The 24,233-nt window shown below is 67.3% G+C and carries 27 protein-coding genes; 13 read left to right on the top strand and 14 right to left on the bottom strand.

Translation table 11 applies throughout. The annotated features are described in order from the left end of the window. Window positions 1-49 precede the first annotated feature (49 nt). On the bottom strand, window positions 50-1,087 hold the full coding sequence (gene obgE, locus AC3WT0_RS07195) for a GTPase ObgE (RefSeq protein WP_492752618.1): 1,038 nt from the start codon (window positions 1,085-1,087) through the stop codon (window positions 50-52). Between the two features lie 9 nt (window positions 1,088-1,096). Beyond that, on the bottom strand, window positions 1,097-1,699 hold the full coding sequence (locus tag AC3WT0_RS07190; protein ID WP_492752616.1) for a TetR/AcrR family transcriptional regulator: 603 nt from the start codon (window positions 1,697-1,699) through the stop codon (window positions 1,097-1,099). A 48-nt stretch (window positions 1,700-1,747) separates the two neighbouring features. Between AC3WT0_RS07190 and AC3WT0_RS07185 the strand changes: the two genes are divergently transcribed. Beyond that, the gene (locus AC3WT0_RS07185) at window positions 1,748-2,596 is read left to right on the top strand and encodes a metal-dependent hydrolase (RefSeq protein ID WP_492752614.1); all 849 of its coding nucleotides are present in this window, start codon (window positions 1,748-1,750) and stop codon (window positions 2,594-2,596) included. Between the two features lie 78 nt (window positions 2,597-2,674). On the opposite strand, the gene AC3WT0_RS07180 is transcribed toward AC3WT0_RS07185, so the two are convergent. From AC3WT0_RS07180 to AC3WT0_RS07160, 5 genes are all read right to left on the bottom strand, one after another. Then, window positions 2,675-3,241 carry a GNAT family N-acetyltransferase gene (locus AC3WT0_RS07180; RefSeq protein ID WP_492752613.1) on the bottom strand — a complete coding sequence of 189 codons (567 nt, stop codon included), beginning with the start codon at window positions 3,239-3,241 and terminating at the stop codon, window positions 2,675-2,677. 162 nt (window positions 3,242-3,403) lie between these two features. Next, a complete protein-coding gene (gene rpmA, locus AC3WT0_RS07175; RefSeq protein ID WP_492752611.1) occupies window positions 3,404-3,673 on the bottom strand; it encodes a 50S ribosomal protein L27 in 270 nt (89 codons plus the stop codon). Between the two features lie 6 nt (window positions 3,674-3,679). Continuing rightward, the gene (gene rplU, locus AC3WT0_RS07170) at window positions 3,680-4,051 is read right to left on the bottom strand and encodes a 50S ribosomal protein L21 (RefSeq protein WP_492752609.1); all 372 of its coding nucleotides are present in this window, start codon (window positions 4,049-4,051) and stop codon (window positions 3,680-3,682) included. 180 nt (window positions 4,052-4,231) lie between these two features. Beyond that, the gene (locus AC3WT0_RS07165; RefSeq protein WP_492752608.1) at window positions 4,232-4,510 is read right to left on the bottom strand and encodes a hypothetical protein; all 279 of its coding nucleotides are present in this window, start codon (window positions 4,508-4,510) and stop codon (window positions 4,232-4,234) included. A 66-nt stretch (window positions 4,511-4,576) separates the two neighbouring features. Further along, on the bottom strand, window positions 4,577-5,644 hold the full coding sequence (locus AC3WT0_RS07160; protein ID WP_492752607.1) for an NF038122 family metalloprotease: 1,068 nt from the start codon (window positions 5,642-5,644) through the stop codon (window positions 4,577-4,579). A 320-nt stretch (window positions 5,645-5,964) separates the two neighbouring features. Here AC3WT0_RS07160 and lepB point away from each other — a divergent pair, with 320 nt between their 5' ends. The 5 genes from lepB to AC3WT0_RS07135 all read left to right on the top strand — a co-directional run bounded on the left by lepB (window position 5,965) and on the right by AC3WT0_RS07135 (window position 11,775). Continuing rightward, entirely contained in the window at window positions 5,965-6,783 is an 819-nt protein-coding gene (gene lepB, locus AC3WT0_RS07155; RefSeq protein ID WP_492752605.1) for a signal peptidase I, read from the top strand. Window positions 6,784-6,785: 2 nt separating this feature from the next. Next, window positions 6,786-7,445: a ribonuclease III gene (rnc, locus tag AC3WT0_RS07150; protein ID WP_492752917.1), complete on the top strand. Its 660-nt coding sequence runs from the start codon at window positions 6,786-6,788 to the stop codon at window positions 7,443-7,445. Window positions 7,446-7,604: 159 nt separating this feature from the next. Then, on the top strand, window positions 7,605-8,510 hold the full coding sequence (gene era, locus AC3WT0_RS07145) for a GTPase Era (RefSeq protein WP_492752602.1): 906 nt from the start codon (window positions 7,605-7,607) through the stop codon (window positions 8,508-8,510). 146 nt (window positions 8,511-8,656) lie between these two features. Continuing rightward, on the top strand, window positions 8,657-10,372 hold the full coding sequence (locus AC3WT0_RS07140) for a DUF1800 domain-containing protein (RefSeq protein WP_492752599.1): 1,716 nt from the start codon (window positions 8,657-8,659) through the stop codon (window positions 10,370-10,372). Between the two features lie 17 nt (window positions 10,373-10,389). Then, complete coding sequence (locus tag AC3WT0_RS07135; RefSeq protein WP_492752597.1) at window positions 10,390-11,775, top strand: DUF1501 domain-containing protein; 1,386 nt, start codon at window positions 10,390-10,392, stop codon at window positions 11,773-11,775. A 98-nt stretch (window positions 11,776-11,873) separates the two neighbouring features. Here the strand turns inward: AC3WT0_RS07135 and AC3WT0_RS07130 are convergent, their stop codons facing one another. The 6 genes from AC3WT0_RS07130 to AC3WT0_RS07105 form a co-directional block, all read right to left on the bottom strand. Next, a complete protein-coding gene (locus AC3WT0_RS07130; RefSeq protein WP_492752593.1) occupies window positions 11,874-13,394 on the bottom strand; it encodes an efflux transporter outer membrane subunit in 1,521 nt (506 codons plus the stop codon). Next, window positions 13,387-14,292 carry an efflux RND transporter periplasmic adaptor subunit gene (locus tag AC3WT0_RS07125; protein WP_492752591.1) on the bottom strand — a complete coding sequence of 302 codons (906 nt, stop codon included), beginning with the start codon at window positions 14,290-14,292 and terminating at the stop codon, window positions 13,387-13,389. Before AC3WT0_RS07125 ends, AC3WT0_RS07130 begins: the two co-directional genes overlap by 8 nt. After that, window positions 14,289-14,504: a DUF1656 domain-containing protein gene (locus AC3WT0_RS07120; protein WP_492752590.1), complete on the bottom strand. Its 216-nt coding sequence runs from the start codon at window positions 14,502-14,504 to the stop codon at window positions 14,289-14,291. Before AC3WT0_RS07120 ends, AC3WT0_RS07125 begins: the two co-directional genes overlap by 4 nt. Then, the gene (locus tag AC3WT0_RS07115; RefSeq protein ID WP_492752589.1) at window positions 14,501-16,552 is read right to left on the bottom strand and encodes an FUSC family protein; all 2,052 of its coding nucleotides are present in this window, start codon (window positions 16,550-16,552) and stop codon (window positions 14,501-14,503) included. The genes AC3WT0_RS07120 and AC3WT0_RS07115 overlap by 4 nt, the downstream gene beginning before the upstream one ends. Next, window positions 16,549-16,953, bottom strand: coding sequence for a MarR family winged helix-turn-helix transcriptional regulator (locus AC3WT0_RS07110; protein ID WP_492752587.1), 405 nt, complete (start codon window positions 16,951-16,953; stop codon window positions 16,549-16,551). The genes AC3WT0_RS07115 and AC3WT0_RS07110 overlap by 4 nt, the downstream gene beginning before the upstream one ends. Before the next feature lie 126 nt (window positions 16,954-17,079). Beyond that, window positions 17,080-17,790, bottom strand: a complete 711-nt coding sequence (locus AC3WT0_RS07105; RefSeq protein WP_492752586.1) for an NAD-dependent deacylase — start codon at window positions 17,788-17,790, stop codon at window positions 17,080-17,082. 149 nt (window positions 17,791-17,939) lie between these two features. Between AC3WT0_RS07105 and AC3WT0_RS07100 the strand changes: the two genes are divergently transcribed. Together AC3WT0_RS07100 and AC3WT0_RS07095 are read left to right on the top strand one after the other, a co-directional pair. Beyond that, entirely contained in the window at window positions 17,940-18,269 is a 330-nt protein-coding gene (locus AC3WT0_RS07100; RefSeq protein WP_492752584.1) for a hypothetical protein, read from the top strand. 57 nt (window positions 18,270-18,326) lie between these two features. After that, window positions 18,327-18,806, top strand: a complete 480-nt coding sequence (locus tag AC3WT0_RS07095) for a GNAT family N-acetyltransferase (protein WP_492752582.1) — start codon at window positions 18,327-18,329, stop codon at window positions 18,804-18,806. Between the two features lie 52 nt (window positions 18,807-18,858). Here AC3WT0_RS07095 and AC3WT0_RS07090 read toward each other — a convergent pair whose 3' ends face one another. Then, complete coding sequence (locus tag AC3WT0_RS07090; protein WP_492752581.1) at window positions 18,859-19,572, bottom strand: PEPxxWA-CTERM sorting domain-containing protein; 714 nt, start codon at window positions 19,570-19,572, stop codon at window positions 18,859-18,861. A gap of 206 nt (window positions 19,573-19,778) precedes the next feature. Here AC3WT0_RS07090 and dapB point away from each other — a divergent pair, with 206 nt between their 5' ends. The 5 genes from dapB to AC3WT0_RS07065 all read left to right on the top strand — a co-directional run bounded on the left by dapB (window position 19,779) and on the right by AC3WT0_RS07065 (window position 24,108). Beyond that, on the top strand, window positions 19,779-20,519 hold the full coding sequence (gene dapB, locus AC3WT0_RS07085) for a 4-hydroxy-tetrahydrodipicolinate reductase (RefSeq protein ID WP_492752578.1): 741 nt from the start codon (window positions 19,779-19,781) through the stop codon (window positions 20,517-20,519). A gap of 70 nt (window positions 20,520-20,589) precedes the next feature. After that, window positions 20,590-21,237 (top strand): endonuclease III, encoded by a 648-nt coding sequence (gene nth / locus AC3WT0_RS07080; RefSeq protein WP_492752576.1) that lies wholly within the window; start codon window positions 20,590-20,592, stop codon window positions 21,235-21,237. Window positions 21,238-21,249: 12 nt separating this feature from the next. Beyond that, the gene (locus AC3WT0_RS07075; protein WP_492752575.1) at window positions 21,250-21,690 is read left to right on the top strand and encodes a hypothetical protein; all 441 of its coding nucleotides are present in this window, start codon (window positions 21,250-21,252) and stop codon (window positions 21,688-21,690) included. Between the two features lie 77 nt (window positions 21,691-21,767). Continuing rightward, complete coding sequence (locus tag AC3WT0_RS07070) at window positions 21,768-22,775, top strand: LacI family DNA-binding transcriptional regulator (RefSeq protein ID WP_492752573.1); 1,008 nt, start codon at window positions 21,768-21,770, stop codon at window positions 22,773-22,775. Between the two features lie 76 nt (window positions 22,776-22,851). After that, entirely contained in the window at window positions 22,852-24,108 is a 1,257-nt protein-coding gene (locus AC3WT0_RS07065; protein ID WP_492752570.1) for an MFS transporter, read from the top strand. Window positions 24,109-24,233: the final 125 nt, after the last annotated feature.

The following is a 24,233-nucleotide window of genomic DNA, read 5'->3' as shown; positions in this document are numbered from 1 at the left end:
TGGTCTCCGCTCCCAGCGAGGGAGAGGCATGCGACCGCAGTCAATCCCCTCACAGCGGCGACCATTCGGCCGGGCCGTCTTCCTCTTCGTCGGGGGTCTCCGTCGGCTTGATCGCGTCGATCAGGCGATCGAGCACCTTGTCAATGCCCATGCCCGTCGCGCCCGACATCGGCAGCACTTCGGCGCCGCTCGCTTCCTCAAGCTCGGCGGTAAGCGCCGCGGTCAGTTCCTCGTCGAGCAGGTCGGCCTTGTTGAGCGCGATGATCTCGGGCTTTTCGACAAGCCCGGCGCCATATTGCTCGAGCTCGTGGCGGACGATGCGATAGGCCTCGACCGGATCCTCGCCATGCGCATCGACGAGGTGGAGCAGCACCTGGCAGCGCTCGATATGGCCCAGGAAACGGTCGCCGATCCCGGCGCCGTCGGCCGCGCCCTCGATCAATCCGGGGATGTCGGCGATCACGAACTCGCGGTCGCGGTGGCTGACCACGCCGAGCTGCGGGCGCGTGGTGGTGAAGGCATAGTCGCCGACCTTGGCGTTGGCGTTGGTCACGGCGTTGATGAAGGTCGACTTGCCGGCGTTGGGCAGGCCGACGAGTCCGGCGTCGGCGAGCAGCTTCAGCCGCAGCCACACCCAGGCTTCCTCGTTGGGCCAGCCGGTGCCGTGCTGGCGCGGCGCGCGATTGGTCGACGTCTTGTAGCTGGCGTTGCCGCGCCCACCGTCGCCGCCCTTGAGGAAGACGACGCGCTGGCCGGCGCGCGTGAAGTCGGCCAGCACATGCTCCTTGTCCTCGCTCAGCACCTGCGTGCCGACGGGCACCTTGATGACGAGATCGGGGCCGCCCGCACCGGTGCGGTTCGATCCCGATCCGCCGCTGCCGCGCCGCGCGCGGAAATGCTGGGTGTAGCGGAAGTCTATCAGCGTATTGAGCCCGGCGACCGCCTCGAACACGATGTCGCCGCCCTTGCCGCCGTTGCCGCCGTCGGGGCCGCCATATTCGATGAACTTCTCGCGCCGGAAGCTGACGGCCCCCGGGCCGCCCGCGCCCGAACGGACGAAGATTTTTGCCTGATCCAGAAAATGCATGGCGCGCGCCTAGGCCACAACGTCTTCGGTGCCTAGCCCTGGCGCGCCGTCCTCGAGCTGGCGCAGCGCCAGCCCGCGCGCCGTTTCGCGCTTCAGCCCGAGCGCGCGGGCCATCGGCGCGCCGAGCAGGGCGTCGCCCAGTGCCATCAGCACCAGCGACAGGGTCTTTTCCGCAACGTCGTCGTGGCTGCGCTGGCGATCGCGCGCCAGGTCGTCGACCAGCCGGTGAATGGCGTCGAGGATCGGATCGAGCGCGTCATGGCTGCCTGACAGGATCATCCACGAGGCGAGGGCGCCCGCGCCGCCCTTGTCGAAGGCGTCGAAGGTCATGTCGACGATCTCGCGCGGGTCTTCCTCGCCGGCGCGCTGGCGCATCACGGCCGCGCCGATCGTCATCGTCACCGTTTCGGCCAGATGCTCGGCCAGCGCGCGCTGGAGCCCCGCTGCCGAGCCGAAATGATGCAGGAGATTGGCGTGCGTCCGCCCGATCCGCGCGGCGACGGCCTTCAGCGTCACGGCCTGTGGGCCGGCCTCGATCAGCAGCGCGCGCGCAGCCTCAAGCGCAGTGGCGCGGCTTTCCTCGGGGGACAGGCGTTTGCGAATTGTTGACATTGATGTAAGTAACAATCATTCTGTGTCCAACGAATCGGAGCGGATAGCATGTCACAGGCAAAAACTCCCGCAGACTTGACGATTACTCCGCGCGACCGTCGTTTCGGACGCGGTCTGGCGCAAAAGCGCTGGTGGTTGAATGGCGATCCCATAGGGTCGGCATTTCACAACGCGCTTTCGGTTACTTTCCCGCGCGGCGAGGCTTTCTTCATCGAATCGGTGAAGGCCTTCCGCGACGGCGCGCCCGACAAGCTCGATCGCGAGATCAAGGCGTTCGTCATGCAGGAAGTGATGCACAGTCGCGAGCATGTCGCCTTCAACAAGCGCGTGTCGGACGCGGGCTACGACATCAGCGACCTCGAGCGCCATGTCGCCGAGACGCTGGAGATGACCAAGGATCGCCCGCAGATCCTCAACCTCGCCGTCACCATGGCGCTGGAGCATTATACGGCGATGATGGCGTCGATGATGCTCAAGGGCGATCTGTTCAAGGGCGCCGATCCCGAGATCGCCAATATGTGGAAATGGCACGCGATCGAGGAGATCGAGCATAAGGGCGTCGCGTTCGACACCTGGATGCACGCCACGCGTGACTGGAGCCGGTGGAAGCGGTGGAAGGTCAAGTCGATCATGATGCTGCTCGTCAGCCGCAATTTCTGGGTCCACCGCATCCAGGGCACGCTCGAACTGCTGCGGCAGGACGGGATCACCGGCGCGAAGGCGAAGTGGGGGCTGGCCTGGTATCTGCTCGGCAATCCGGGCGTGGTGCGGCGGATGATCCCGGCCTGGCTGTCCTACTTCATGCCGGGCTTCCACCCATGGAACCATGACGATCGCAAGCTGATCAGGCTTGCAGACAGCGCCTATAGCGACGCGGTGATGCCGCAGGCGGCCTGATCGCGCCAGGGCTTTGCCGTAAAGGAAGTAAAGGAAGGGGGCGGCCGTCGCAGGACGGCCGCCCCTTTTCGCTGGGTCTCAGGCTGCCGCGCGCGGGCGCATCGAATCGCCGTCGTCGTCCGCGCCGCCGGCGTCGTTGGCCTCGCGGTAGAGCGCGCATGCCGACGCGCCGCCGCGCCCGATGCTGTGGCGTTCGGCGACCTTGCCCGTCGCCTCGAAGCCCAGCTTGCGGAGCACGCGGCCCGAGGCGGGGTTGTCGATGAAGTGCCAGGCGCCGACCGGGGAGAGGCGCAGCGTATGGCGCGCGGCGGCGAGCAGCGCGCTTGCTCCCTCGGTCGCATAGCCCAGCCCCCAATAGGGGCGCGCCACCCAATAGCCGAGCGCGGGGTTGCCGTCCTCGTCGGCATGAAGCCCGACGCCGCCGACAAGGCGCGGCGACCCCGCCGTGCGCGCGAACATCAGGCAGGCAGGAAAGCGCGGATCATGGTCGATCGCGAGGAAATCCTCGGCATCGGTGACGCGATAGGGCCAGGGCGCGCGGGCGAGGTTGCGGACGATGGCCTCGTCGGCGATCGCCCGGAACAGCGCCGGGGCATCCTCGGCCCAGCCGGGCCGCAACAGCAATCTGTCGGTACGCGCGAACATATCTCTCTCCATTTTTGCGCGGCCATTGCCCGAGGGCGATGACAGCGACGCGACAGGGCGTGAGGGAGATATGAAAAAAGGGAGCCGGGGCTACCCGTCTCCCTCGTCACCTGCCGCAGCAGGCTTTCGGGTCGCCCCAGAGGCGACCCGATCAAGGACGCCTTATTCGGCCGCTTCGGCCATAATATCCACGGACACATATTTGCGGCCGAGCTTGCCGTCGTGGAACGTCACGCGGCCTTCGGTAAGCGCAAACAGGGTGTGGTCCTTGCCGATGCCGACATTGCGGCCCGGATAGACGCGGGTGCCGCGCTGACGGACGATGATGTTGCCGCCGACAACTTCCTGGCCGCCGAACTTCTTCACGCCAAGGCGACGACCGGCCGAGTCACGACCGTTGCGCGACGAACCGCCTGCTTTCTTATGTGCCATTGTTCGTTACTCCTTGTCGGCGGCCGGCGCTTCGACGGGCGCGGCTTCGGCCTTCTTGGGCGCAGCCTTCTTCTTGGCTTCGCCGCCGATGGTGAGGATCTTCAGGATCGTGTGCTGCTGGCGGTGGCCGTTGCGACGACGATAGTTGTGACGACGGCGCTTCTTGAAGACGATGACCTTCTCGCCCTTCGCCTGCGCGATGATCTCGGCCGACACGGTCAGCCCGGCGGTCGGCTTCAGCTCACCGCCTTCGCCCGCGAGCAGAACGTCGCCCAGCGCGACGGTATCGCCTGCCTCACCGGCAAGCTTCTCAACGACGATCTTGTCTCCTGCGGCAACGCGATACTGCTTGCCGCCCGTGCGCACGACTGCGAACATGGCCCTCATCACTTCTTCAAAGCTGGTCGCCGCGCCGGGATGCCCAGCGCGGAAAGCAGGTCCGCTACGGGAGTCGCTGGCTGTTGTCAACCAAAAGCCGACTGCGAAACGGCTGTTAACGGGATAAAGTTGGGGATGCCGCGTGCCTGCTGCAACCCCATGCGCGGCGCCGCGAAAGGCTCAACTTTCGGGAAAGGTGTGGATCAGCTCGCTGTCGGTTGCGGGGCAGCGCTTGCGCGCGAGCACGCGGTCGCGAAAGGCGAGGCGTTCGTTGATCGTCGAGCGCGGCGCGTAGAGCGCATAGCGATTGATGAAGCGCTTCATCGACGCGATTCGGGCTTCGTCGCTGGGCAGGCTGGCGGGACAGGCGACGTCGCGCTCGAGCACCCGGCGTTGCGCGGGCGACAACGGGATGGCCGGCTGGGCGGCCTGAGCGAGAAGGGCGATCAGGATCAGCATGGAACCGCCAGCATAGGGGTGAAAGGGCGCCGCCGGCAATGATGCCGGCGGCGCCCCGTCGTTCGATCAGGCGAAGGCGACCGTGGAGCGGCGACGGCGCATCGCGCCGCCGACCATGCCGAAGCCCGCGATGAGCATCGCCCAGGTCGCCGGTTCGGGAACCGACGCGCGGAAGCGATCCATCATCTGCGAGGTCGACATCTGATAGTCGAGATTGTTGAGGACATCGACGTTGAGCGTCCAGCCCATCGCGTCGAAGATCGCGAGATCCTGCGCCGTCACGATGCCTTCCTGGCAAATGCCGCCCGTGGGATCGAGGATGCCGACCTGCGGTTCGGTAAGCTGGGTGCAGCTCACGCCGTCATGGATACGGCCGCCCTCGCGCCAGTGTGAGGTCTGGAAGCCGTCCGGGCCCGACGAGAAGCCGGCGTTGTTCATGAACTCGGTCGCGCCGCCGTCGATCGAGAAATAGGCGTAACCGCCCCAGGTGATGTTCCAGGCGCCGTCCTTGTAGCGGAACATGTCGGTGTTGGTCGGCGTCGAGTTGTTGGTGGTGCTCTGCGAGACGGCGCTGGTGAAGCCGAGCGCGTGGCCCATTTCATGGACCGCGACGCTGACGAAATCCGACGCCGGGTTGCTGGCGTCGAAGCCGTCACGCGTGTCGAAATCGAACGCGCGCGCCGCGTTGAAGGTGATCGTCGCATCGACGGTGTTGGCGTTGCCCGTGTAGAGGCCGAGTGCCTTCTGGACGGTGTTGTTGAGGCGCACGTTGGTGGCGTTCATCGTCGGCAGGTTGGCGACGACGCTGTCGTCCAGCGCCGAGGTCGCGCCTGCGTTCAGCGCGTTGCGCCAGGCGGTCTGCGTCTTGGTGCCCGAGGCGCTCGATGCCTGGCCGAGAACGGTCGGCGACGAGAAGCCCGAGGTGGTGAAGCCGACGCGGAAGTTGAGCGTCACATCGTTGGTGATCACCGATTCCCAATATTTCGCGGCAACCATGAAACCGAAATAGGCGTCGGTTCCCACTTCGACGCCGCCGGTGTTGATCAGGTTGATGGTCAGCGCGTTGGCGCTGCTGGCCGAACAGAGGCCGAGCGCCGCCGCCGATACCATGGTCGTGAGTTTGAGCAGTTTCATCTTATTCTCCCCGTTAGGATTTCAGGCCGGTCAGCCATTCTCTCCCGACGATGGACGGTTAATTAAAAATTATTCATTTTCAATGCAGTGAGTTGTCCTTTTTTGGGATTTCAGATAGTTGCGAGAGATTGCGCGACTGGCGACATTTTGTGTCCGAATCGGATGCAGTCGAGTAACGATCCTCGCCGGTTTTACGATTGACCCCGATCGCGGCTGTCCGGGCCATTGGTTAACATTCGTTCTGTCGGCGGGATTCACATCCGATTTGGTCCGAATCGCCCGCTATTGACGCCGCGCAGGCCGCGCCGCAAAGCGACGCCATGGCACGCTTCAAGGCAAGGCCGGGCGGCCCGGCCGGCGCGCAGTCCGAAACGCGGCGCTTCATCCTCTTTCTCGTCAAGCTCGCGCTCTTCGTCTTCGTCGTGCGCAGCTTCGTCGTCGCGCCCTATTCGATCCCGTCGGAATCGATGCAGCCGCGCCTGCTGGTCGGGGATTCGCTGCTCGCCGCCAAATGGCCCTATGGCTGGTCGCACTACAGCCTGCCGTTCGGCTGGCCGCCCTTTCCGGGGCGCTATTTCGCGCGATCGCCTGCACGGGGTGACGTCGTCATCTTCCGCGCGCCGCCGGGAAACAGCATCAACTATATCAAGCGCGTGATCGGCCTGCCCGGGGACCGTGTGGAAGTGCGGGGCGGGGCGCTGTGGCTCAACGGCCGGGCCGTGCCGCGCGCACGCGTCGCCGACCTTGTCGTGCCCGAAACGTCCAACAGCCCCTGCCTGTCGCGCCTTCATACCGAAGCGGCGCCGGGCGGGACGGCCTGCCGCTATCCGCGCTATCGCGAGACGCTGCCCGGCGGACGGAGCTATGAGACGCTCGACATCGCCGCCACCGCCGCCGACGATTTCGGGCCGGTCATCGTGCCCGCCGGTCACCTCTTCATGATGGGCGACAATCGTGACCGAAGCGAGGATAGCCGGTATCCGGCACGCGAGGGCGGTGGCGTGGGCATGGTGCCCGAGGCGAACCTCGTCGGCCGCGCGTTCGTCGTCATCTGGTCGACCGATGGCTCGGCGCTGCTCTACAAGCCATGGACCTGGTTCGGCACGGTGCGCTGGAACCGGATCGGAGGAGGTTTTTGATGATGCCCGATCTCGCGCCATGGGTGGAAGCGGCGCTTGGCCATGCCCCCGGCGATCTCGCGCTCTATGAGCGCGCGCTGACGCATGGCAGCCGCGAGGCGGAGGATTATCAGCGGCTGGAGTTTCTGGGCGATCGCGTGCTCGGGCTGATCGTCGCGCGCTGGCTCTACGAACGCTTTCCCGACGAGCCCGAGGGCAAGCTCTCGCGCCGCCTCAACGCGCTGGTCTCGGGCGACACCTGCGCGGCGGTGGCGCGCGCGGCGGGCGTCGCCCCGCATCTGCGCCTCGGCAAGCAGGCGCGCGACGACGGCGCGGCCGACAGCGACAATGTGCTGGGCGACGTGGTCGAGGCGCTGATCGGCGCGCTTTATCTCGACGCGGGTTTCGATGCCGCGGACGCCTTCGTGCGCAGGGCATGGGCGGATCGGATCGCCGAGGCGCGCGCGCCCCAGCATCCGAAATCGGCGCTGCAGGAATGGGCGGCCGCCAACCGCCGCAAGCCGCCCGTCTATGAAATGACCGGCCGCGCCGGGCCGCATCACTCGCCGCGCTTCACCGTCACCGTCTCGATCAAGGGCGCGGGCGAGGCGAGCGCCGAGGGAAGCTCGAAGCAGGAAGCCGAAACGCTGGCCGCGCGCGCATTGCTGGCGGTGCTGGGCTAGGCGCTTTTCGGCGTATTTTCCGTCATTGCGAGCGCAGCGAAGCAATCCAGCCCGGCCTCGAACATCGTCTGGATTGCGTCGCTGCGCTCGCAATGACGGAGGCGGGCACGTCGCCGTCGCCCCTTGCGCAGCCCCCGATTTAGGCGGATGGCCGCTTCGATGACCGAAATCGAATCCCAGTCCTGCGGCCTCGTCGCCGTGGTCGGCGCGCCCAATGCGGGCAAGTCGACGCTCGTCAACGCGCTCGTCGGGCAGAAAGTCGCGATCGTCAGCCCAAAGGCGCAGACGACGCGCACCCGCCTGCTCGGCGTGGCGATCGAAGGCACGGCGCAGATCATGCTCGTTGATACGCCCGGCATCTTCGAGCCGCGCCGCCGGCTCGACCGCGCGATGGTCGCGGCCGCGTGGGGCGGAGCCGAGGATGCCGATCTCATCGCGCTGGTCGTCGATTCGCGCGCCGGGCTTGGCCCCAAGGTGATGACGATCGTCGAGGCGCTGAAGAAGCGGCGCGAGCCGAAGATCCTCATCCTCAACAAGGTCGACATCTCGGCGAAGGACAAGCTGCTGGTCCACGCCGCGCGGCTGAGCGAGGCGCTGGCCTTCGAGGACGTGTTCATGGTCAGTGCGGCGACCGGCGACGGGCTTGGCGAGCTGAAGGCCGCGCTCGCCGCACGCATGCCCAGGGGACCCTGGCATTTCCCCGAGGATCAGGTCTCCGACGCGACCGACCGGATGCTCGCCGCCGAAGTGACGCGCGAGCAGCTCTATCTCCAGCTCCATGCCGAGCTGCCCTATGCGAGCGCGGTCGAGACCGAGCAGTATCGCGAGCAGGATGACGGATCGGTCGAGATCCACCAGCAGATCCTTGTCGCGCGGCCGACGCAGCGTGCGATCATCCTCGGCAAGGGCGGGCAGCAGATCAAGGAGATCGGCGCCCGGTCGCGCGCCGAGCTGGCGCAGCTGCTTGGCCGCAAGGTCCATCTCTACCTTCATGTGAAGGTGAAGGAGGATTGGGACGAGGATCGCGGCGTCTATCGCGACATCGGGCTCGATTGGGTCGACTGAAAAATCCAATGCGCCAACCGCCTGCCGTGTCGGCCGGGCGCTTCGTCAATTTAACAATGCGTTAGTCATAGGTTTTCATCGTCGTATCGCCTGCGCAGGCGATAGTGCCGCCGGTACGAGTTGCGTCGCGTGCTTTGGGGGCTGGAATGACGATCGGGGGCGCGAAGCGCGGCTTCGCCTTGGGTTTTGCTGCGTCGGCCTTGCTGGCGCTCGGCGCGTGCGGCGGCGGTGGCGGCGACGGTTCGTCGCCGACACCCTCGTCATCCGCACCTACGCCGACGCCGACGGTCGCCACGCTCGACGCGGCCGATGCCGCGCGGCTCGCCAAGCAGGCGAGCTTCGGCGCCACCCAGCCGCTGATCGACCGGATGGTCCAGCTTGGCGTCGACGGCTGGATCACCGAGCAGTTCAACCAGTCGCAGAGCAGCTATGCCGATCTCGCCGCGCTTGCGGTGCCGCGCGACTATTGCTCGTCGACGGGGGCCGGGGCCACCGAGGTCGGGTGCAGCCGCCGCTATTTCTCGCGCGAGCAGGTGGCGATGCGCTTCTACGCCGATGCGATCGCCAATCAGGACCAGCTGCGCCAGCGCGTCGCCTTCGCGCTTTCGCAGCTTTTCGTCGCGTCGGATGTCGAGGTCAGCGTCACTGCGGGGCTCGCCTCGTTCAACCAGATCTTCCTGACCGGCGCGTTCGGCAATTTCCGCGATCTGCTCCGTCAGGTCGCGCTGCATCCCTATATGGGCGACTATCTCGACATGGCCGACAGCAACAAGTCGTCGCCCAACGAGAATTTCGCGCGCGAATTCCTCCAGCTCTTCTCGATGGGGCCGGACCAGCTCAACATGGACGGCACGCTGAAGCGCGACGGCAGCGGCGCGATCGTCGCCAACTACACGCCCGACGACATCAAGGCCGTCGCCCGCGCGCTGACCGGCTGGACCTATGCGCGGCTCAACAACGGCGCCGCGACCGACTATAATCTGCGCGATTACAAGACGCCGATGATCCCGGCGCCGACGCGCTACGACAATACGGTCAAGACCTTCCTCGGCGTGACGGTGGCGGCGGGCGCGACGCAGGACCAGAGCGTCGATGCGGTGGTCGATGCCGCGTTCAACAATCCCTCGACCCCGCCGCATTTCGCCAAGTTCCTGATCCAGAACCTCGTCACCTCCAACCCCTCGGGCGCCTATGTGCAGCGCGTGGCGAACGTCTTCGTCAACAACGGGCAGAATGTGCGCGGCGACATGAAGGCGGTGATCCGCGCGGTGCTGACCGATCCCGAAGCGCGCGGCGTCGCGAAGACGGGGGCGACCGACGGCAAGGTCAAGGAACCGGTGCTGCTGATGACGGGCATCATGCGCGCGGTGGGCTTCGTGACCGACGGCTATGCCTTCACCACGCGCGACACGGGCATGGGGCAGGCGGTGTTCCGGTCGCCCTCGGTCTTCAACTTCTATCCGCCCGATTATCCGCTGCCCAATAACGAAGTGCTGGTCAGCCCGCCGTCGAAGCTGATGACGACGGGGTCGTCTCTGGCGCGGCACAATTTCATCTATGACTGGACGGTCAGCGGCGATCAGTCGCGCGGCGAGTTCGGCATCCAGACGCAGGTCGCGGGATCGACGGGCAGCCGCACCGACTGGTCGGGCTGGGAAGGCTTCGGCACCAATATCGACGGCATGATCGACCGTATCGACCTGCTGCTGCTCAACCGCACGATGACGGCGACGCAGCGCGACAAGCTCAAGACCGCGATGAACGCGATCACCAACGCCGATCCCGCGCTCCAGGCGCGGCGGCGCGCGCAGATGGCGCTCTACATCGTCGGCAGCTCGCCTTTGTTCCAGATCGACCGGTGAGGCAGGGGGAAATGGACATGCACCTCAACCGTCGCGAATTCGCCCAGCTGCTTGCCGGCGCGGGCGCGTGCGCTTCCTTCGTCCAGCTCGGCCGCTCCGCCGCGATGGCCGCCGCCGTCCCCGGCTACAAGGCGATGGTCGGCGTCTTCCTGTTCGGCGGCAATGACGGCTGGAACATGGTCGTGCCCGCCGACAACACGCGCTACCCGCTTTACGCCGCCGCGCGCGGATCGGGGCTGGCGCTGCCACAGGCCTCGCTCGTCCCGCTCGCCGGTGCCGATGTCGGGCTTCATCCGGCGATGGCGGCGCTGAAGGCGGTGTGGGACGATGGCGGGCTCAACATCGTCCAGAATGTCGGCACCCTCTATGCGCCGCTCACCAAGGCGCAATATCAGTCGAGCCCCAATCTCCGCCCGATCAACCTGATGAGCCATAGCGACGAACAGGCGCACTGGCAGGGGCTGCGCGCGCGCGACGTCAATTATGACGGCTTCATGGGGCGGCTGACCGATCGCGCGGGGGCATCGATGCTGCCTTCGCTCATGTCCTTCGGCGGATCCAACCTCGTGCTGCTCGGCAAGACGAGCGCGCCGCTGATCATGCCCTCGACGGGGACTGTCAACCGCAACGGCTTCACCGGCGACCAGTCGAGCCCCGCGACGATGGCGCCCAACGACGCGGTCAACGCCTTCGCCGACACGACGGGGCTCGGCACCGTCACCGATACGACGGGCAAGGGGATCAGTTCGGCCTATGCGCAGAACGTCACCGCCAACACGGTGCTGACGAGCAATGCGAGCACGACCGACCAGTATTTCATCAATCCGACGACCGGGGCGGCGCTGACCGGCGACGTTTCGCGCCAGCTCGCCCGCGTGGCGCGGATGATCGAGGCGCGGGGCACGCTCGGCCATGCGCGCCAGACCTTCTTCGTGACGCAGGGTGGTTATGACACGCACTCTGCGCAGGTGGCGGGGGACAATACGACCGGCGGCCATGCCGGGCTGCTCGGCGAACTCGCGATGGCGCTGGCGGGCTTCTACAATGCGATGAAGGCGCTCGGTCTGTCGGAGAATGTCACTGCCTTCACGATGAGCGACTTCGGCCGCGTCTATAAGGCCAATGCGCAGCGCGGCACCGATCATGCCTGGGGCAGCAATCACCTGATCGTCGGCAAGGCGCTGCGCCCGCGCACGCTCCACGGCGCCTATCCGCAGCCCGTGCTCGGCGGCCCCGACGACATCAACAGCGACGGCCGCTGGCTGCCGACGATCGCGCAGGAGGAATATATCGGCGCGATCGCCCAGTGGCACGGCGTCGCGGCGGCGGACATGCCCTATGTCTTCCCCAACTGGACGACATGGAGCACCGCCGGGCGCGGGCCGCTGGGACTGTTCAGCTAGGCACTCTTCCCGTCATTGCGAGCAGAGCGAAGCAATCCAGAGAGCCCGGTATCTGACTGGATTGCTTCGCTCTGCTCGCAATGACGGATAAGGGAGCCTTACCACCCGCCGCCAAGCGCGAGGAAGATTGCGATCTGGTCCTGCAGCAATTGCGTCTTCGCGCTGGCGCTCAGCGCTTCGGCCGAGGCGTAGCTGCGCTGGGCGTCGAGCAGCGACAGGAAATCGCCGCGCCCGAAGCGGAACAGGCGGCCCGCCTGATCGGATGACAGCGAGGCGCTGTCGCGCGCGCGGTCGAGTGCTGCGGCCTGCTCGGCATCGCGGCGATAGGTTTCCAGCGCGCTTTCGGTCTGGCGCAGCGCTTCGAGCACCTTGCCGTCGAAATTGGCGAGATCGCCCTGCACGCGCGCATCGGCCTGCGCGATCTGCGCGCGGACGACGGGGCGGTTGGGGAAGCTCCAGCTGAGCAGCGGACCGACGCTGAAGCCGAAGCTGCTGCCGCTGGCGAAGCTCTTGAGCGGGCCGGAAAGCCCCAGCGATCCGCCGATGCTGACCTGCGGATAGAGATCGGCGGTCGCCACGCCGACGCGCGCGGTGTCGGCGGCGATTGCGCGCTCGGCCTCGCGGATGTCGGGGCGGCGACGGATCAGCGCCGTGCCGTCGCCTGTCGGGATCGGGCGATCGAGCGTGGGCAGGGCCGCGCAATCGGCGACCTCCTTCGGATAGTCGGCGGGCGGCTTGCCGAGCAATGTCGCCAGCAGATAGAGGCCGGTCTGGCGCTGGCCCTCGAAGGCCGGGAGATTGGCCTCGCTGCTTTCGACCGCCGCCTGTGCGCGGCTGACGTCGAAGGCGGTGTTGCGCCCGCCGCGATAGAGCTTCCTCGTCGCCTCGAACGTGTCGCGCTGGAGCGCCACGACCTTGCGGTTGACCCCCAGCAGATAATTGGCCGAGCAGACTTGCGCATAGGCGCGCGCGGTGGCGGCGGCGACGCTGATCCGCACGAAATCGCGCGCGGCGACGGCGGTCTCGGCATCGGCGCTGCTTGCCTCGATCGCGCGGCGGATGCGGCCCGAAAGGTCGAGCGGATAGGCGGCGGTCAGCCCCAGATCGTAGGAGACGGTGCCGGGCAGCGACTGGCCCGTGCCCGAAGGCCGCGCCAGCGTGCCGCCGCCGGTGAGATCGGTGGTGATCGCCCGCCCGGCGTGCGCCTCGCGCAATATGGCCTCGGCGGCCGCGACATTGGCGTCGGCGGCGCGCAGGTCGGTGTTGGCGGCCAGCGCCTGCTCGATCAGCGCATCGAGCTTCGGATCATTGTAGAGCCGCCACCAGCGATCGGGCAGCGGCGTGTCGCCGTCGATCATCGGCCCGGCGGCGGACTGGAAGCGCCCGCCGGCGGAGGGCGCGGTCGCCGCCGAATGTTCGGGCGGATGATAGTCCGGCCCCGCCACGCAGGCCGCTAGGCCGAGCGCGAGCAGGGGAGCCGAAAGCGCAGCGCGCGCCCTTGAAACAGCCCCGTTCGCTTCGAGCGCAGTCGAGAAGCCCCGGCGCGGGCGTGTCTCGACTGCGCTCGACACGAACGGGGCCGGGCGCGGATTCCCGGCTTTGGCGCGCGCCTTAGTCATGGCGGCAGCTTCCCTGCTTCTGCGTCTTGGCGTCCGCCGGCTCGACGGTGACGGTCGCGGTGCGCCCGGCGATCAGGCGGATGTCGGCCGGCACGTCGGACAGCTTGACGCGCACCGGGATGCGCTGGGCAAGGCGGACCCAGGAAAAGGTGGGGTCGACGGTCGGCAGCAGATTGCCCGAATCGCTGCGCGTCGCATCGTTGATGCCATAGGCGATGCTGTCGACGCGGCCCTTCAGCACGCGCTTTTCGCCCATCAGCTTCACCGTCACCGGCGCGCCGATGCAGACGAGGGGCAGCTTGGTCTCCTCGAAATAGCCTTCGACGCGCAGGCTGTCGGTGTCGATCAGCGCCATCGCCTGCGTGCCCGGGGCCAGATAGTCGCCAGGATGGAGATCGAGGTTGGTGACGACGCCGTTGACCGAGGCGACGACATTGGTGCGCCTGAGGTTGAGCGCGGCGGAATCACGTGCGTTGAGGGCAACGTCGAGCGCGGCCTCGGCGGTCGCCACGCGCGCGACATTCTGTTCATGCGCTTCGGCCGCGACGAGATTGCCGAGCGCGAGGTCGCGCTTCGCCTCGCGTCGCGCCTGGCCCAGTATCGCCCGCGCGCTCGCCACCTGCGCCTCGGCCTGCGCCAGCGCCAGCTCGTAGCGCGGGCGATCGATGATGAAGAGCAGCTGGCCGGCCTTCACCGGCTGGTTGTCCTGCACCGCGACGGTGGTGACGAGCCCGCCGATATCGGGGGTCACGCGCACCACGTCCGCACGCACGCGGCCGTCGCGCGTCCAGGGGCTGCGCTCATAATGCTTCCACATCCACACCGCGACGATGATGGCGAGGGTGACGATCACGATGGTGGCGGCGCTGCGCGTCAGCGCCGCGGCGAAGCGGTTCATAGTCGGATTCCCAGAAGCGGAACGAGATAGGCGAGCAGGCCGAGTACCAGCACGAACAGGCTGAGGTCGACGAGCGCGCGATAGGCGACGAAGCGATAGAGCGCGAAGGCGCCAGCGATGCGGGTGAGCAGCGCGGTGATGGCGACCGCGATCACCGCGAGCACCAGCAGCGTGGGGACGTAGATCCCGCCGATGAAGACTTCCCCCGTCATGCGGCCAGTCTCCTGTATGCGGGCGCTTCGGGGAAGAGGTTGCGACGCAGGCTGACGAGCGCGAGCGTGCCCGCGCGGCGCGCGACGAGGCTGGCGTTGCCCGACAATTCACCGATCGCGCCGTCTATGTCGTGGAGCAGCGCCGGGGTGGCGGGCTGGGGGCTGTCGGGATCGAGCTTGCCATAATAGCTGCTGACGCCCTGCAGCACCTCGGCCAGCGGCTCGGCCTGATCGCGCGGCAGGTCGAGGCGGAGCTGGCGCAGCTCGCCGACCGCGACGCCGGTGCGCAGGTCGCGCAGCGCATTGTAGAGCGGCAATCCGCTGTCGTTGCCGAGCGCGGCAAGGCGTGGCTCGAGCAGCGCGATCCGGTCGAGCATGCGGTTGATCCAGCCGCGCAGGTCGGGCGGGGTCATCTTGATGCTCCGCGTCGCGATGTCGCTCCACCCCGCGCGCACCGTGCGCCGGATCGCGCCCTGCGCGCCGGCCGACTGGAGCAGGCTGGCCATGGTGATCGCGAACCAGATGCCGACGAGCTGGGCGATCGCGGCGTTGGCGAAGGTCGCGAACTCATCGACATAATGGTCGGCGATCAGCGCCGGGCTTCCCAGCCCGAGCAGCGACGCCAGCGCCAGCCCGCCATAGCGGGGCGAGGCGAGCAGCGATCCGCCGATCAGGATCGCGGGCGCGAAGGCGGCGATGAACATCGCGAAGCCGTCGATGCGGGGCAGGATCGCGTATCCGTAGATCGCGCCGACGATCGAGGCGATCAGCGTGCCGAGCATGAAGGTCTTGAGCGGTACGACCGGATTGTCGCTGCCCGAGAAGAGCGCGAGGAAGAAGCCGCCGGTCATCACCGCCGTGCCGCCGTCATGCCATTCGCTGCCGATCCACAGCGCCGATCCGACGGCGATGGTGAGAAAGGCCGAGATCGCACCGCGCAGCGCGCCGGTGTGGTCGCGGTGTAGCTCGCGGTTGCGTCGCCCTTCGAGCAGCTCCGCCACGCGCGGCGTCACCGGCTGCCGGCTGTGCGTCACGATCTGGTCGAGCAGGTCGCGGCAGTCGCGGTGGACGGCCATCAACTCGGACAGGCGCGAGGCGAGGCTGAGCAGCAGCATGTCGCGCCACGCCATGTCGGGGCTGACGGCGGGCTCGATCGCCGCGCAGCGCTGCTGGAGCGCGGCGCAGCTGTCCGCGCGCGCGGTGCGGTCGGTGTCGTCCTTCGCCAGCCAGGCCCGGGCGTCGGCGATCAGTGCCGTCACCCCGCGCGGGATGCCGCCTTCCTGCCGCAGATTGGCGAGGCGGTCCTGCACCGCCGCGCCGAGCGGCAGGAGCAGCGAAAGCTGATCCTGCATCGCGCGGATCGTGCGGACGCGCGGGGCCAGGCGCGAAATGTCGAAGGGCAGGTGGATCGAAAGCTGGTGGAGCTCGGTCACGTCCTGCGCCAGCCGCAGCCGCTCGGCATCGAGATTGTCGACCGGCTCGATCGCGATGGCGTCACGCGACCAGCGCTCGGCATCGCGCAATATGCCGCGCACGCGCGACAGCAGCAGGCCGGTCACCGATCCGGGCAGGACGACGCCGTGGACCAGCGTGCCGCAGACGATGCCGATCGAGATTTCCTGCACGCGCAGGATCGCGATGTTGAAGATCTGATCGGGCATGTTCACGCTCGGCAGGCCGATGATGCAGGCGCTATAGCCCGCCAGCACGAACATATAGGCGCGCGGCGTGCGGTCGAGGATCGAGATATAGACGCACAGCCCCAGCCAGCTTGCGAAGGCCAGGGTCAGCAGCTCGGGCGCGTTGACCAGCGTCGGCACCATGATCACTGTCATCGTCGCGCCCGCGATCGTTCCGATGATCCGGAAGAAGGCCTTGGAGATCACCGCGCCGGCCAGCGGCTGGGCGACGATGAATGAGGTGAGGAAGGCCCAGTAGGGACGCTCCAGCCCGATGCGCAGCGACACGTAGAAGGCGAGCGCGGCCGCGGCCAGGCATTTGAGCGCGAACAGCGCCGCCGGCCAGCCATATCGCCGGGCTGCGTTCATGCCCGTTCGGCCGCGATGCGTGCGTTGATCTGGCGCAGCACGCGCAGCGTCGCGTCGATATCGGCGTCGCTCGCGCCGTCGAGCAGGATGCGGCGCAGCGTCTGCAGCTTGGCTTCGATCTCGCCGACCAGCGCCTTGCCCGCCTCGGTCAGCGCCAGCTGGTTGGATCGCCGGTCCTCGGGATGGGGAATGCGTTCGACGAGCCCTGCGGTCTCGAGCTGGTCGAGCGCGCGGACCAGCGAGGGCTGGCTGATGTCGATCTCGCGCGCCAGATCGATCTGGCGGACGTCGGGGCCGAGCCGGTCGAGATAGATGAGGCACCAGCCGGTGGTGTTCGACACACGCTGCTCGACCAGCGCGAGATCGGCCAGTTGCCGCCACGCCTTCGAGATCTGGACCATGCGTTGCGCGACTTCGCGCTCGAGATTGCTGCGCTGCACAGTAATTAGATAGCTAACTAATTCACCACAGACAAGATGATACGCCGGCGCATCGAGATGACAAATCGGTAATGGCGTGAAGCAGCCTCAGCCGCGCGCGGCGGCAAGCATCTCGTCGACCCAGACCGGCACCAGCCGGCTCGCCGCGCCCATGCGCGCCTCGTCGAACAAATAGCTGCCGGCGGAGGGATCGAGGTTCATCTCCAGCGTCCGTGCGCCCAGATGGCGCGCGGTCTGGACGAAGCCTGCGGCAGGATAGACCGCGCCGGAGGTGCCGATCGAAACGAACAGGTCGGCGCGGCGCAGCGCCGTTTCGATCCGGTCCATGTCGTAGGGGATCTCGCCGAAGAAGACGATGTCGGGGCGGAGCGCCGGCGCATCGCAGGCGGGGCACGCCGCGCCCGGCCCCATCGGGCCGTCCCAAGCCAGCCTGTCGCCGCAATCCGCGCACAGCGCCGATCGCAACTCGCCATGCATGTGGAGCATCCGTTTCGCCCCGGCGCGCTCGTGCAGGTCGTCGACATTCTGGGTGACGATCAGCAGCTCGCCCGGCCATGCAGCGTCGAGCCGCGCCAGCGCATCATGCGCTGCATTGGGCGAAACCGTATCCAGCGCCGCGCGCCGCATGTCATAGAAACGGTGCACCGTCTCCGGATCGCGCGCCAGCGCCTCGGGCGTGCAGACATCCTCGACGCGGTGGCCCTCCCACAGCCCGTCGGGTCCGCGAAAGGTGGCAAGCCCGCTCTCGGCCGAAATGCCGGCACCGGTCAGGATGACGATGTTGCGGGGTGGCTCCATGCCCGGCATCAGACAGCAGCCTCGGCACGCGCGCAAGGCAGCTCGATCCGACATGGGTCATTTGTGCAAGGCCCGCCGCTCTTGCCGGCAAACCGTGAAGCGGACACAGTCGCATCGTCTCACGGGGCTGGCGCAAAGGGGGCGGGCGATTGAGCGGATTTTCTCGGGAGGGCGGCCCCCGGCAGGGAAGGGGCGTCGTCCGCTTCATTCTCCTTCTGATGGGGCTGACGATCGCCCTGCTCGGCTGGGGGCTGGTTTATGCCTGGCTGGCGGGCAAGATCGGCTGGCCCGAGGCTTATGGCTTCCAGTGTCGCGGCCGGGGCTGTTTCTGGGTCGAACTGGCCGAGACTCCCAGGCTGCTCCGCGCCGCCACCCTATATGAGCTGCTGCTGTTCGCGTGGATCTGGTTTATGCCCGCCGCGACGGCCATCGCGATCATGTTCGTTCGGGCGACGAGGCGGGGGAGCCCGCATGGCTGAGCGGGATCGGAGCGCATCGGCTCGGGAGCTTGCGGTTGCCCCACGGTCCGTTCGGGTATGATCCGGATCAGGGAAGGCGGGCTCGACGATCCGCGCGTGATCGCGCTGCTCGCGCATCATCTCCGCAGCGCGCGGGCGGAAACTGCGCCGGGGAGTGCGCATGCGCTCGACATCGACGGGCTGCGCCGCGACGGCATCCGCTTCTGGTCGGGGTGGGAGGGGGATCGCCTGTTGTCGGTCGGCGCGCTCAAGCCGCTGCCCCATACCCATGGCCCCGATACGCAGGGCGAGGTGAAGTCGATGCATACGGCGGCCGATGCGCGGCGGACGGGCGCGGGAAGCGCGATGCTCCGGCACATCATCGCCGAGGCGCGGGCGGCGGGGATGAGTCGGCTCAGCCTCGAAACCGGATCGTGGGATTATTTCGCGCCGGCGCGCGCCTTCTATGCGCGCCATGGCTTTGTCCCCGCCGCGCCCTTCGGCGACTATCGCGCCGATCCCAACAGCATGTTCATGACGCTCGATCTTCAGGCATGAAAAGGGCCCGCGCGGACATGCCGCGCGAGCTCCATTCAATCACACGCCGCGATCAGGCGGTAACGAGCGTCTTGCGACGACGCGCCACGCGCATCGCGCTGCCCGCCATGCCGAAGCCGGCGATCAGCATCGCCCAGGTCGCCGGCTCGGGAACGCCGTTATTGGGCACGCCGTCGGCGGTGCCGGTGAGCAGGATATAATTGCCGCCGAATCGCAGGCCGTAGATCAGTTGATCATCGCTCACGATCCCGCGGAACTGGAACTGGTTGAATCCACCCGGCGTCGAGATCGGCGCGAGCGCGGTCAGGTCGAACGAGGCGAAGGCGTTGCCCGCCGCATCGAGCGCCCAGATCGTCGCGTTATCGCCAGCGCCCGGCGCATAGTTCATGAAGAAGCCCATCTGGCTGTAGCCGGTGGTGCCGAGAAGCTGGGCATAGCCCGTGCCCGAATCGACGCCGATATAGACCGCGTCGCCGCCGAAGGAGCCGTTGGCATTGAGCCCGTAGCTGCCCTGGCCGACAACCGATCCGTTGCCGCTGTTACCGCCGGCCGGATAGCCCCCCGAACCCCCGGGAGCGGCCGTGAAGGTGAAGCCATCGACGTTGATCGGGCCGAAGGTGAAATTGTAGCTGCCATTGGCGAAGGCCGACAGATTGAGGCCGCGGCCGGTATAGCCGGCATCGGTGGTGATCAACGATGTGGCTGCGTGTGCGCCGCTGGCCGCGAGCACGGTAGCGGTAAGCGCAAAAGCGAGTTTGAGGCGCATAATCTACTCCCTGTGAGCAAATAACTGGGGTCCGCTCAAGCGGATGCGACCTCGTTAACGGGCCTTTTACCAGCCTTTGCCTTTGGAGGCAATGTCTTGGCGGCGCGACCGTCCCGGAACGGAACAATGTTTCGAAAAGCGTCGACCCCTGTCTTGGCGTCGAGACATCTGCCAAGGAGACACAGGAATCTTGGGCGGAGCATATGATGGCGGGCATCGGCATATTGGGCGCTGGCGGACGGATGGGGCAGGCGATCGTCGTGGCGGCAGCCGAGCAGGGCGTCGCCATCGCCGGCGGGATCGATCGCGACGCCCCGGCGGTCGATCTTGCCGCACTCGCCACGGCGGCCGACGTGCTGATCGACTTCTCGACGCCCGCTGCGCTCCCCGCGCATCTCGACGCGGCGGTCGCGGCGGGAACGCCGATCGTCGTCGGCACCACGGGGCTTTCGCCAGAAGATCATGCGCTGATCGACGCGGGCGCCGCTAAGGTCGCGGTGCTCCAGTCGGCCAACACCTCGCTGGGCGTCAATCTGCTGCGCGGCCTGGTCGAGCAGGCGACGGCGCGGCTGGGGCCGGACTGGGATATCGAGATCCTCGAAATGCATCATCGCCACAAGGTCGATGCACCTTCGGGCACGGCCCTGCTGCTCGCTGCCTCGGCGGCGAAGGGCAGGGGCAGGACGCTGCAGGAACTGAGCCGCTTCGACCGGATCAGCGAGCATCCGCATGCCCGCGAGGAAGGAACGATCGGCTATGCCTCGCTGCGCGGCGGATCGGTGGCGGGCGACCATATGGTCGTGCTGGCGACCGAAGGCGAGCGGATCGAGCTCGGCCACCGCGCCGAGAGCCGCGCCATCTTCGCGCGCGGCGCGGTGAAGGCCGCCGACTGGCTGACCGGAAAGCCTGCCGGTCGCTACACGATGAACGACGTGCTCGGGCTGTGAGCGCTTCGTTTGCCCGCTTCGCTGGTTCGGCACCGGACCGCTCCCGCGCGGCCGCAAGCGGCTTCCACGCATGAATAAAACCCAGATTTTCGAATTTTTCCGCCGGCTCGCCGAGACCAATCCCTCGCCCGAGACCGAGCTCGAATTCGTCAACGACTATACGTTGCTGGTCGCGGTCGTGCTGTCTGCGCAGGCGACCGATGCCGGGGTGAACAAGGCGACGCGCGCGCTGTTCCGCGACGTCGATACGCCCGCGAAAATGGTCGCGCTCGGCGAGGACGCGCTGAAGCAGCACATCAAGACGATCGGCCTGTTCAACACCAAGGCGAAGAACGTCATCGCCTTGTCCGAAGCGCTCGTCGCCGAACATGGCGGCCGTGTGCCGGCCGATCGCGATGCGCTGGAAAAGCTCCCCGGCGTCGGGCGCAAGACCGCCAATGTCGTGATGAACACCGCTTTCGGGCAGGAGACTTTCGCCGTCGATACGCATATCTTCCGCGTCGGCAACCGCACCGGGCTGGCGCCGGGCAAGACGCCGCTGGCGGTGGAGAAGAAGCTGGAGGCGCGCGTGCCCCAGCCGTTCAGGCTGGGGGCGCATCACTGGCTGATCCTCCACGGCCGCTATGTCTGCAAGGCGCGGCGGCCCGAATGCTGGCGCTGCGTGGTCGGGGATCTGTGCCGCTACAAGCCCAAGACGCCGGCGCCGGCCGGTGCATGAGAGGAGAGGGTGATGCGCAATATCGTGGCTTTGATGACGGGGCTGACGCTGCTCGGCGGCTGCGCGGCGAGTTCGGGCGGCGGCGGCGCGTCGCAATCGAAGGGCGTCGATCCCGCCGCCTATGACGAGGCGAAGGCGCAATATGCCGACGGCGCGACGAAGGACGGCGCGCCGAAGGATTGCGTCCCGCTCCAGCAGATCAACGCGACGCACGTCCGTTCCGATCGCGTGATCGATTTCGAGATGTCCGGCCGCACCTACTATCGCAACGTCCTGCCCGCGCCGTGCCCGCAACTGGGGTTCGAGCAGCGCTTCGCCTATGCCACCTCGCTCAGCCAGCTCTGCTCGGTCGATACGATCACCGTGCTGATGTCGCCCGGCCTGATGCGCGGCGCGACCTGTGGTCTTGGCAGCTTCCAGCCGATCAAGCCTCCGGCTAAGGTCGATCGTTGAACCAGGGCGCTAAGCCAAGGACAAGTCAGGGGAAGGGGGTCGATGAGCGGAGCGGATAAGCGGCGGGCGGCGCGCGCATGAGCCGGGTGACGATCAAGGATGTGTCCGATGCGGCCGGCGTGTCGATCAAGACCGTGTCGCGCGTGCTCAACAAGGAACGCTATGTCAGCCCCGATACGCGCCGCCGCGTCGAGGAAGCCGTCGCGCGGCTGAACTATCATCCCAGCCTTGCGGCGCGCACCCTCGCCGGGCGGCGTTCCTTCCAGATCGGGCTGATCCACGACAATCCCAGCCCCTATTATATCTACAACATGCAGGCCGGCGTCGGTGCGCGCTGCCGCGAGGCGGGTTTCCGCATGATCGTCCAGCCCTGCGACGTGAACTCGCCGGGGTTGATCGACGATATCGGCGCGCTGATCGATCAGGCGCAGCTCGACGGGATCATCATGACGCCGCCGGTCACTGACGTCGGCACTGTGCTGGCCGAGCTCGAGCGACGGCGCATCCCGGTCGTCCGCATCCAGCCGGGTACCGATCTCACCGCCACCTCGGCCGCCTATATCGACAATGTGCAGGCCGCCGACGACATGACGGCCTATCTGGTCTCGCTCGGCCATCGCCGCATCGGGCTGGTCACCGGCCACAGCAATTATTTCGCGAGCGGCCAGCGCCTGACCGGCTATCGCCAGGCGCTCCAGCGCGCGGGGATCGGCTTCGACGCCGCCCTGGTCTTCCCCGGCCAATATGATTTCCAGTCGGGCGCGGCGGCGGCGGAGGAGCTGCTGGCGCTCGATAAGCCGCCCACCGCGATCTTCGCGAGCAGCGACGAGATTGCGGCGGGCGTCCTCGCGGCGGCGCACAGGAAAGGCATTGCGGTGCCCGATCAGCTCTCGGTCGCGGGCTTCGACGATACCGATCTGGCGCAGGTCGTCTGGCCCTCGCTCACCACCATCCGCCAGCCCATTTACGACCTGGGCTATGCCGCCGCCGATCTGCTGCTCGATTTCGAGGAGACGATCGAGCGCCGCCTGCTTGCGCACGAGCTGGTCGTGCGCGGTTCCACCGCGCCGCCGGGCGGCGGTTGAGCGATACGAAAAACCGCTGTCCCTTCGGGTATGACAGCGCTATCTCAATCCGCAAACATACGGAGAGGATTGTCGGATGAGTGAAGCGCAGCGGGCGGACCGGCGGCGATGGCTGATCATGGTGCTGGTCTTCGTCGCCATCGTGCTCAACTATGTCGACCGGCAGATATTGGCGCTGCTCAAGCCGACGCTGCAGGCTGAGTTCCACTGGACCGACCTCGAATATAGCCACATGGCCTCGGCCTTCCAGTTCGCCGCCGCCATCGCGTTCCTCGGCACTGGCTGGTTCATCGATCGCGTCGGGCTGCGGCGCGGTTTCGCGCTCGGCGTCGGCGTGTGGAGCCTTGCCGGCATGGCGCATGCGCTGGTCAGCACGGTCGGCGGGTTCGTCGCGGTGCGCGCGGTGCTCGGCGTCGCGGAATCGATCGGCACGCCCGCAGCGGTCAAGACCGCCGCCACGCATTTCAGCGGGCGCGAACGTTCGATCGCGATCGGGCTCGGCGGCATCGCGCCCAATGTCGGCGCGATCCTGACGCCGCTGCTCATTCCGCTGATGGCGATGATGTGGGGCTGGCAGGCGACCTTCCTGGTCGCCGGCGGGCTCGGGCTTGTCTGGGTCGTGGTCTGGCTCGCCGTGCGCCTGCCCGAACAGCCGGCGGCGGCCGCCGCCGACGCGGCCGAACCCGGGACGTCGTGGCGTTCGCTGCTCGCCGATCGCCGGCAATGGGCGATCATCCTCGGCAAGGCGCTGACCGATCAGGTCTGGTGGTTCCTGCTCTTCTTCATGCCCGATCTCTTCCACCGCGTGTTCGGCATGGGGCAGGCGACGCTCGGCCTGCCCGTCGCGCTCATCTATCTGCTCGCGGCGCTGGGCGGGATCACCGGCGGCTTCCTGCCGGCGCGGCTGATGTCGCGGGGGTGGAGCGTCAACGCGGCGCGCAAGAGCTCGATGCTCATCTACGCGCTGCTCATCCTGCCGGTGCCCTTGCTCGTCCATATAGAGAGCGCGTGGCTTGCCGCGCTGATGCTGGGCCTCGCGCTGTTCGCGCATCAGGGTTTCTCCACCAATTTGTTCGGACTCACGACCGACATATTTCCCGCGCGCATCGTCGGCACCGCGATTGGCATCGGCGCGTTCGCGGGTAATCTGTCGGGCATGGCGATGATCGAGTTCGCCGGCTGGTCGCTGACCAAGGGCCACGGCTATATGCCGATGCTGCTGATCTGCGCCTTCACTTATCTGGCCGCGCTGGCGGCGATCCAGATCCTGCTGCCGCGCTTCGTCGCGGTGGACGAGGATCCCGCGCATCCCGGGCCGATCATCGCGCATTGAGAGCTTTGCCATGAATGTGTTTGCAACACATTCCGGCGTTGCGGCGCCGGCCCGCTCCCCCGCCCGACCTCCCCCTCAGCATATCCTGGATGGGAGGCCGGGCGCTGTCTCTTCTCCACATCTCC

The sequence above is a fragment of the Sphingomonas sp. EU05-FHT14C10 genome, from assembly GCF_058790595.1.
This window is presented reverse-complemented; position numbering and strand designations above follow the sequence as displayed.

Coding starts and splice junctions, on each gene's coding strand:
- obgE (WP_492752618.1), bottom strand. CDS start 1,087: ATGCATTTTCTGGATCAGGCAAAAATCTTCGTCCGTTCGGGCGCGGGC.
- AC3WT0_RS07190 (WP_492752616.1), bottom strand. CDS start 1,699: ATGTCAACAATTCGCAAACGCCTGTCCCCCGAGGAAAGCCGCGCCACT.
- AC3WT0_RS07185 (WP_492752614.1), top strand. CDS start 1,748: ATGTCACAGGCAAAAACTCCCGCAGACTTGACGATTACTCCGCGCGAC.
- AC3WT0_RS07180 (WP_492752613.1), bottom strand. CDS start 3,241: ATGTTCGCGCGTACCGACAGATTGCTGTTGCGGCCCGGCTGGGCCGAG.
- rpmA (WP_492752611.1), bottom strand. CDS start 3,673: ATGGCACATAAGAAAGCAGGCGGTTCGTCGCGCAACGGTCGTGACTCG.
- rplU (WP_492752609.1), bottom strand. CDS start 4,051: ATGTTCGCAGTCGTGCGCACGGGCGGCAAGCAGTATCGCGTTGCCGCA.
- AC3WT0_RS07165 (WP_492752608.1), bottom strand. CDS start 4,510: ATGCTGATCCTGATCGCCCTTCTCGCTCAGGCCGCCCAGCCGGCCATC.
- AC3WT0_RS07160 (WP_492752607.1), bottom strand. CDS start 5,644: ATGAAACTGCTCAAACTCACGACCATGGTATCGGCGGCGGCGCTCGGC.
- lepB (WP_492752605.1), top strand. CDS start 5,965: ATGGCACGCTTCAAGGCAAGGCCGGGCGGCCCGGCCGGCGCGCAGTCC.
- rnc (WP_492752917.1), top strand. CDS start 6,786: ATGCCCGATCTCGCGCCATGGGTGGAAGCGGCGCTTGGCCATGCCCCC.
- era (WP_492752602.1), top strand. CDS start 7,605: ATGACCGAAATCGAATCCCAGTCCTGCGGCCTCGTCGCCGTGGTCGGC.
- AC3WT0_RS07140 (WP_492752599.1), top strand. CDS start 8,657: ATGACGATCGGGGGCGCGAAGCGCGGCTTCGCCTTGGGTTTTGCTGCG.
- AC3WT0_RS07135 (WP_492752597.1), top strand. CDS start 10,390: ATGCACCTCAACCGTCGCGAATTCGCCCAGCTGCTTGCCGGCGCGGGC.
- AC3WT0_RS07130 (WP_492752593.1), bottom strand. CDS start 13,394: ATGACTAAGGCGCGCGCCAAAGCCGGGAATCCGCGCCCGGCCCCGTTC.
- AC3WT0_RS07125 (WP_492752591.1), bottom strand. CDS start 14,292: ATGAACCGCTTCGCCGCGGCGCTGACGCGCAGCGCCGCCACCATCGTG.
- AC3WT0_RS07120 (WP_492752590.1), bottom strand. CDS start 14,504: ATGACGGGGGAAGTCTTCATCGGCGGGATCTACGTCCCCACGCTGCTG.
- AC3WT0_RS07115 (WP_492752589.1), bottom strand. CDS start 16,552: ATGAACGCAGCCCGGCGATATGGCTGGCCGGCGGCGCTGTTCGCGCTC.
- AC3WT0_RS07110 (WP_492752587.1), bottom strand. CDS start 16,953: ATGGTCCAGATCTCGAAGGCGTGGCGGCAACTGGCCGATCTCGCGCTG.
- AC3WT0_RS07105 (WP_492752586.1), bottom strand. CDS start 17,790: ATGGAGCCACCCCGCAACATCGTCATCCTGACCGGTGCCGGCATTTCG.
- AC3WT0_RS07095 (WP_492752582.1), top strand. CDS start 18,327: ATGATCCGGATCAGGGAAGGCGGGCTCGACGATCCGCGCGTGATCGCG.
- AC3WT0_RS07090 (WP_492752581.1), bottom strand. CDS start 19,572: ATGCGCCTCAAACTCGCTTTTGCGCTTACCGCTACCGTGCTCGCGGCC.
- dapB (WP_492752578.1), top strand. CDS start 19,779: ATGGCGGGCATCGGCATATTGGGCGCTGGCGGACGGATGGGGCAGGCG.
- nth (WP_492752576.1), top strand. CDS start 20,590: ATGAATAAAACCCAGATTTTCGAATTTTTCCGCCGGCTCGCCGAGACC.
- AC3WT0_RS07075 (WP_492752575.1), top strand. CDS start 21,250: ATGCGCAATATCGTGGCTTTGATGACGGGGCTGACGCTGCTCGGCGGC.
- AC3WT0_RS07070 (WP_492752573.1), top strand. CDS start 21,768: ATGAGCCGGGTGACGATCAAGGATGTGTCCGATGCGGCCGGCGTGTCG.
- AC3WT0_RS07065 (WP_492752570.1), top strand. CDS start 22,852: ATGAGTGAAGCGCAGCGGGCGGACCGGCGGCGATGGCTGATCATGGTG.